This window comes from Actinotignum timonense (assembly GCF_900155575.1).
GTDB lineage: Bacteria > Actinomycetota > Actinomycetes > Actinomycetales > Actinomycetaceae > Actinotignum > Actinotignum timonense.
This window is the reverse complement of sequence record NZ_LT706980.1, coordinates 1-2,985: the sequence shown is the minus strand read 5'-3', so window position 1 is coordinate 2,985 and position 2,985 is coordinate 1. Positions and strand designations below refer to the sequence as shown.

Sequence of the window (2,985 nt, the reverse complement as noted above, 5' to 3'; positions counted from 1 at the left end):
GCTGCGCCGGCTGCTGCGGCTCGCCTAGCCATCAGCCGGCTGGGCGCGCCGGCTTCGCCGGCGCCGGCGTCGTCGTAAAAAATGCGCGCGCAGGTGCGGGTTCCTGGGCGTAAAAGCGGTGTTTACGCACGCCATCGGGCCGGTGTGACGCGAACCGCAAGCGAAACGATTTGGAAACGGCGGCTCGCCGGTGTAAACTCATGTGGTCACCGGGCCTATAGCTCAGTTGGTTAGAGCGCAGTCCTGATAAGACTGAGGTCGATGGTTCGAGTCCATCTAGGCCCACGGTTACGAGGAGGGTTATGAAACGGGTTGGTTTCTTCCTCGGCTCGCTTGCTGCTGGATGTTGTGCTGTCGCTGCCCTGGTGCACGTGATGGATGAGCATTCTCGTTGGCACCACGTTCCGGATCCCGCGCCGGAATCTTAGGGGCTATGGCGCAATTGGTAGCGCACCTGCTTTGCAAGCAGGGGGTTAGGGGTTCGAGTCCCCTTAGCTCCACCAGATTTTCTTTGATACTTGGCCATTAGCCCGCCGTAAAGTGTGCGTATGAGCACCGTTTTCTCCCATTATTGGGTGTCTTATGCACACTTTGGTGCGCCCGCGCCGCTGGTGCTGGAAGGCGGCGGCCTACCAGAGCCTGCCGGCCTGATGGCCTTGCCAGTCCCGTCAGCAAAATGTACGTGGGTGACAGTTTTCCGCTGGTTTTATGTTCCTGACGTACATTTTGTGGCCCGTCCGGTCCGAAATGTACATTCTGTGAAGCCGGAAGCCGAGGCCCATTCAGGATAAACGTAACCCCGGCGATTCAGCCGAGGCTGGTGATCGTTCCGGGGTCTTCGCGAGTAATCCTACGGGAAATCCGAACAAAGTCAACAGTGTATCGACGCACGTAAAGGGCCGGGCTGGTGCTGCTCCTGGTCGTGGCCACGCGCCACAGCCGCGGGGTGGGCAGAGGCGCCAAAGTGCGTATTTCGAACCATCCATCGTCCCCGTCAAGTGCGCGTTAGAGACACGAAATCGGGTGCAAACGGTGCTCTCCCTCGCACTTCGTTCCTGACTTGGCTCATTTAGTGCGACTTTGGCAGTGACTCGATAAGCACGGCCACATCCGCCGGCAGCGGGGTGCGAGCATGAACGACCTGCCCGCCGACCTCAAGCGTGAACGAGCGGTACTTCTTCAACGTCCGCACCAACCGTTTCAACGACACACCCGTGGCCTGCTCAAGAACATGCCCGCACGCCATCGCTACCATCACAATCGTTAAATGCGCCTGGATCGAGTCTTCTTTACGGTGAAAGATCGGACGCGCCCGTAAATCCGACTTCGCCATCCGGAAAGACTTCTCGATACGGAATAACTGGCGATAAAACCCGATCACCGCACCAGCATCCAAATCCAACCGATTCGTCTCATATCCCTTAATCCCAGCCAACGCAAGATGCTTATCCGCTAATGCCTGGTTCACGCGCTTATTGGGAGCTTGCAAGTCAACATACCGGTTACGCTTGACCGGTATTTTCCCTTCCACCGCACGCCTGGCCTTGTCTAACTGTTCTTTCACACCCCGCCGCGTGCGCCGAGCCCGATCCTTCGAGTACTGATAATAAACAACCGACTCCACCACACCCACACCCTGGCCAGCGGCTTTGCTAGCATGGTTTTCTTGGCGCCAGACCTGACCATCCACATAGTCTTTACCCGGATTCTCTTCACGCCACTTTGCGATAGGGACAGGGATATCACGTTCTTTCGTGCCCAGAATATAGCCCAGACCAGCCCCGATAATCTCTTGCTTGTTAGAAGCTGAGAACATTCCCGCATCAGCCACAACCGTGATATCGGTAAGCCGGTAGACACGCCTGAGGCGTTCAATCATGGGTAGCATCGTGTGGGTCTTGGCCCGGTTTCCTTCAAACCCACCAATCGCCAACGGCAACCCGCAGGCGTCGGTGAGCATCCCGACCGTGATCTGCGGGTCAATACGGCGTTCTTTCGAATAGCCAGGTTTACGTAACTCGTCTTCTTTATCCGTCTCGAAATATAAGGTTGTTACATCGTAAAGGACGAGAACGCCTGGCCCGATACCCGCATGCCTTGCTAGCGTGGCCGTGATTCTGTCACGGAATTCTTCTTCCGCGTAACGGGGCAGGTGGCGTTTAATCGTGGAATACGAAGCCGAGCCTGCCCCGACTTCGGCGAGAGTTTCGATGGAATCAAACTTGGAGCCCGGGTGGATAATCCTGGCGGCCACCAGATCGTAGAACACCGGGTCATGATTGGTTGGCGGGCCTAGTTCCAGGAAATCAAAAGCCCCACGGATCGCGTCGAGGAGGTAGCCGGCACGCGAGCTGGCCACGGTCAAGGGATTATCCACCGAACCACTAGCCACGCGCGTCGGCGCTGTCTCAACGCCCGTCTCCAGGTCTAAAGAGAGCTGGTCCCCGTCGATCAAGCGCTGGGCCTGGGCTTTTAAGAGCGCGAGTTCACCGGGCGTGTGGGCTGAACCAATGTGCTCGAGTACGGGCTTGCGATCCACGTAACGCCACACGACTTGTACCGCGGTAGCGCCCGACTTGGTTATCACGGTACGAATCCGGGGTCGTGGCATACCACATAGCCTACCCCCAACCCGTTAGTACGACATTTCACCCACGAACGAGACAAAACCCCAGGCCACAACGTCAATATGAAACCTATCACGCCAAAATGAGCCAAGTCAGGTTAGAGACACGAAATCGGGTGCAAACGGTGCTCTCCCTCGCACTTCGTTTGCGAACCAGGTTCGTGCGGGTCCAGGCTGGATCCAAGCCAACGACACGCCGCCATTAGCAACTACTTGGGGGTGCGGACGGTTTCCTAGAGATTTTTAAGGAGAACGTTCAATGAGTAAGCGTACGTACACGAGAGAGCAGATCCGTAAAGCCCTCACCACCTACCAACGCACGCAATCGGTAACCGCCACAGTCCGTAAACTGGGCTACC

General features: G+C 57.1%; 3 protein-coding genes and 2 tRNA genes. 4 read left to right on the top strand and 1 reads right to left on the bottom strand.

Annotated elements, in window-relative coordinates; all coding sequences use genetic code 11:
• Positions 1 to 211: 211 nt before the first annotated feature.
• The 4 genes from CZ322_RS09725 to CZ322_RS09950 all read left to right on the top strand — a co-directional run bounded on the left by CZ322_RS09725 (position 212) and on the right by CZ322_RS09950 (position 791).
• Positions 212 to 285 (top strand) — tRNA-Ile (locus CZ322_RS09725).
• Positions 286 to 302: 17 nt separating this feature from the next.
• On the top strand, positions 303 to 428 hold the full coding sequence (locus CZ322_RS10345) for a hypothetical protein (protein ID WP_257960159.1): 126 nt from the start codon (positions 303 to 305) through the stop codon (positions 426 to 428).
• A tRNA-Ala gene (locus tag CZ322_RS09720) sits at positions 428 to 503 on the top strand. The genes CZ322_RS10345 and CZ322_RS09720 overlap by 1 nt, the downstream gene beginning before the upstream one ends.
• A 45-nt stretch (positions 504 to 548) precedes the next feature.
• Positions 549 to 791, top strand: coding sequence for a hypothetical protein (locus CZ322_RS09950; protein ID WP_143231908.1), 243 nt, complete (start codon positions 549 to 551; stop codon positions 789 to 791).
• A gap of 278 nt (positions 792 to 1,069) precedes the next feature.
• Here CZ322_RS09950 and CZ322_RS09715 read toward each other — a convergent pair whose 3' ends face one another.
• On the bottom strand, positions 1,070 to 2,611 hold the full coding sequence (locus CZ322_RS09715) for an IS1634 family transposase (protein ID WP_087071229.1): 1,542 nt from the start codon (positions 2,609 to 2,611) through the stop codon (positions 1,070 to 1,072).
• Between the last annotated feature and the right edge of the window lie 374 nt (positions 2,612 to 2,985).

Coding starts and splice junctions, on each gene's coding strand:
- CZ322_RS10345 (WP_257960159.1), top strand. CDS start 303: ATGAAACGGGTTGGTTTCTTCCTCGGCTCGCTTGCTGCTGGATGTTGT.
- CZ322_RS09950 (WP_143231908.1), top strand. CDS start 549: ATGAGCACCGTTTTCTCCCATTATTGGGTGTCTTATGCACACTTTGGT.
- CZ322_RS09715 (WP_087071229.1), bottom strand. CDS start 2,611: ATGCCACGACCCCGGATTCGTACCGTGATAACCAAGTCGGGCGCTACC.